A 3,462-nucleotide genomic window follows, 5' to 3' on the forward strand; every position below is an offset into this window, starting at 1 on the left:
GAGTTCTGGTTATCGATACCTGCGACGATCGTGTGATCGCCCCAGTGATAGGTGATGTTGACTCGCAGGTTGTTCATCTGGTTGCCGCGGCCGGGATTGGCCAGCGAGGCGATCTGATTGTTCAGGCGCGGAACACCGCCATTGAGCGCGGGGTTTTGATTCTGCGAACCATTGATGTAGGTGAGGTCCGCATTATAAGCACCCGGCACATCGTAATCGTGAGTCTTGTACTTGCCGTACAACGCATCGATGGTGAGGTCGTCGGTAATGTAGCCGGTGTACTTGACGATACCCAACGTGCCGCCTTGCTTGGTGTCATCCATGGGGCCCGTCTCGGCGCCGCGCACACGGTTGGCATAGTCGTAGGCATAGTAGGTTCCAGAGCCTTCACGCTTGTCCGAGGCACCGGTGAATTCGAGAATATTGCTGTCGGTGATGTTCCAGTCGACCTTGGCGTACCAGCGCGGGTTGTTGTACTGCTGTGTCTGCGCGGGGTTGGTCGTCCCGAGCTGATTGACCTGGCGCGCCTGGTCCCGCTCGTACTCACCGGCGATGAACAGATACAGCTTGTCCTTGATCAACGGGCCGCCGGCGTAGGCGCTGACCGTCTCGACCCAGGAGTTGTTCTGGGCGCGCGGAATGTACAACGTGCCTGACGGGGGTTCCGGTGCCGGGTTGGCTGCGTAGAGGCCAGGCCAGCCGTTGTTGTAATAGACGTTGCTCGCATTCGAACGGGCGAACTCGGGCTCCCACAGCACCTGGGCACCGAAGTGCCATTCGTTGGTGCCGCGCTTGCCTACCTGGTTGATAACGCCGCCGTCAGAACGACCGTACTGAGCGCTATATCCGCCTGTATAGACTTCCTGCTGGTCGATCGCTCCATAGGGGAGCGTGATGCCACCGGCACCGAACAGCGGATCGGTGGTGTTGAATCCGTTGATGTAATAAGCGTTCTCGGTAGCCGATGCGCCACCAAAGGAAACCAGCTGCTTGCCGGTCGGACCGGTGAAGTTGCCCGTGTTGGCGGCCACGCCCGGCGCCAGCTTGGCAATCGCCTCGGCATTGCGACCCAGCGGCAACTTGGCCAGCTGCTCGGAAGTAATCACCGTGCGCGAGTCGACCGTGGTGACGTCGATGGCGGGAAGTGCCGCTGCGGTCACCGATACGGCACCGAGGTTCTGGGCGTTCTCGGCCGAAGCCGGGGCAGCGAAGGAAACTTCCGCCGAGCCGCCCACCGTGAGCTGGATATTCTTGCGCGAATCAACCGCTGCGCCATCGCGGCGCAGGGTCACCGTATACGAGCCCACTGGCAGCTGTGAGGCGGTATAGCGCCCCTTGGCATCGACAGCGATTTCACGGCGCACGCCGCTATTGCTTTCCAGCAGCACCGTTTCGGTGCCGCCAACGGGTACCGAACCGTAAATCGTGCCTACCGTGGATTGTGCGAATACCCCAGACGTCGCCCCCATGCCCGCAAGCAGCGCCAGCGCAAGGACTTTCCTGCGCGTGTGGATCTTTGTGTTCATGCCTGTGCCTTCCCCATCATCGTGAGCGCCCCGGAACGGCTAGCCCTATGCACGCGGCGTCCCTTCGACACGTGCGGCTGCCAAGAATTGCATGTCGATTTATTTCGATCTAAATCGTACAAGGCAGAGGTTTACACAAGTTACAAGGTCGTGTCCAGCGTGCTTCATGGCTGAGTCATTGGAGGTCTGGACGGCCAAATCACTGGCTTTGGCGTGCGTTGCCACGCGGCATATTCATTGATTTTTTTACATATATTCCTTCGCATTTGGCAATTTGCGCATTGCTGCACTGCAGTATCAATCATGCATGAGATCGTCCATCGGCCGGGCGGCCCTGCGTCGGACAGTCACCGGCTGCAAGTATTCGCAAAAAGTCCGGACACGGGCTCTTCACCTCATTTTCATGCCTCGATCTAAACGTCCTGGAAAGGTCGCCGGCTAAGAAATCGACCGCCACCGTTTGTCATTTTTATCAGCCGGCTTCCGCTCTTCCGTACGTCGGCGATACTTCGGCGTCCACGCAGGGGGAAGACAGGCATGACCGGTTCAAAAGGCTTCGATGGGTTGGCACGGCAGGCCGCGGCCTTCGTAGCCATGGCACTGGCCACGGCCGGCAGCCACGCCGCACCGCTCACCCAGCTCGACCGGAACGGCGCGCATGTGGCGGTCGAAACCTATGCTCCGAACGTGGTGCGGGTCACCATCAGTACCGATGAATCCCTCGCCCGTGCCGCCGCCGGATATGGCATCAACGGGAAGGCCGACGAGCGTGGCTGGACGCATACGGCCACCGCCCGAGGCGACCGGTTCACCTCGGCCACGCTCACGCTGGATATTCCCGCCCAGCCGAAACCTGGCCCGATGGACACGATGGCGCGTTACTTTGCACCTGAGCTTCCCCCCGTCGCGTTGAAGGTCACAAGCCCGGGCGGCGACGTGCTGCTGGAGATGACCGGCTGGGAGATGTCACCGCACGTGGTGGCCGGCGAAAAGACGTTTCGCGTGGGCGCCAGCTTCCTGGCGCCCGCCGACGAGCACTACTACGGCCTGGGCCAGAACCAGGAAGGCATCCTCGACTACCGCGGCCGCACGATCGACTGCAAGCACGATTACGACGGACCCGCCGGCGAAAGCGTGTGCGTGCCGATACTGGTGACCAACAAGGGCTATGCCGTCCTGTGGGACAACCCTTCGGCCACGCGCATTTCCGCGGGTATCAACGGCCGCACGCTGTGGCAGTCGAATGTGGGCGAGCGGGTGTCCTTCTTCATCATCACCGGCGCGCGCGTGGACGACATCTACGCCGGTTACCGCACGCTCACCGGCGCCACGCCCTTGCCGCCCAAGGCTGCGTTCGGCTTCATCCAGAGCAAGGCGCGCTACGACTCGCAACAGCAGCTGCTCAACGCCGCCGAAGGCTATCGCCAGCGCGGTTATCCGATCGACATCATGGTGCTTGACTGGTTCTACTGGACGAAGATGGGCCAGCTGGACTTCGATCCGGTGGCCTTTCCCGACCCCGCCGCGATGAATGCCAGGCTTCATGCCATGGGTATGCAAAGCATCATCAGCGTATGGCCGCGGTTCGAAAAAACCTCGCGCTACTTCGATGAACTGGCAAGCCGTGGCTGGCTGCTCAAGCATGCCGACGGCACGCCGGTGGACGGCCTGCCCTTTCGCAGCGACCGTGCGGGCGCCCTGATCGACAGCACCAACCCCGATGCACGCGCCTGGTTCTGGGGCAAGATCCGCGACAACATCGCCTCGAAGGGCTTCGACTGGTTCTGGCTGGACGAGACCGAGCCCGATCTCGTCCCCGACGGCTACTTCTACGGCATCGGATCAGGCGATCGCTATCACAATCTGTATCCCCTCGTGCATACGCAGGGGGTTGCGGAAGGCTCGCGCCGCGATCGGCCGAACAAGCGCAATCTCA

General features: G+C 61.5%; 2 protein-coding genes. One reads left to right on the top strand and one right to left on the bottom strand.

The window, feature by feature from the left end:
* On the bottom strand, window positions 1–1,526 hold a 1,526-nt coding region (locus tag VK519_RS01140; protein ID WP_324346853.1), incomplete at its 3' end, for a TonB-dependent receptor.
* A gap of 537 nt (window positions 1,527–2,063) precedes the next feature.
* On the opposite strand from VK519_RS01140, the gene VK519_RS01145 reads away from it, so the two are divergent.
* Window positions 2,064–3,462, top strand: a 1,399-nt coding sequence (locus VK519_RS01145; protein WP_324346854.1) for a TIM-barrel domain-containing protein, incomplete at its 3' end; no start/stop codon positions are given.

The sequence above is a fragment of the Pinirhizobacter sp. genome, assembly GCF_035317885.1.
Classification (GTDB): domain Bacteria; phylum Pseudomonadota; class Gammaproteobacteria; order Xanthomonadales; family Rhodanobacteraceae; genus Pinirhizobacter.